Origin of the sequence: Sagittula salina (assembly GCF_017813235.1) — a bacterium.
Classification (GTDB): domain Bacteria; phylum Pseudomonadota; class Alphaproteobacteria; order Rhodobacterales; family Rhodobacteraceae; genus Sagittula; species Sagittula salina.
In genome coordinates this window covers 1-236 of the sequence record NZ_JAGISH010000096.1, presented here as the reverse complement: position 1 = coordinate 236, position 236 = coordinate 1, and the positions used below count along the sequence as shown (strand labels likewise).

Genomic DNA, 236 nt, shown 5'->3' with positions numbered 1-236 from the left:
AGCGGGCGAGGCTCTCCCGCATCTCGTCGAGGATCGTCGGATCGTCGATGGTCGGCGGCACAGTGTAGCTCTCGCCATCGGCGATCTTCCGCAGCGTGGCGCGGAGGATCTTGCCGCTGCGGGTCTTCGGCAGCCGCGCCACTACCTTCGCGTCCTTGAAGGCGGCGACGGGGCCGATCTTCTCCCGCACCAGCGCCACCAGCTCCCGCGCCAGCTCCGCCTCGGGCCGCGCCACG

1 protein-coding gene is annotated in these 236 nt (G+C 71.2%); it reads right to left on the bottom strand.

The genetic code is table 11. The annotated features are described in order from the left end of the window. The coding region (locus J5474_RS22690; RefSeq protein WP_425342915.1) for an AMP-binding enzyme at nt 1–236 on the bottom strand (236 nt) is incomplete at both ends.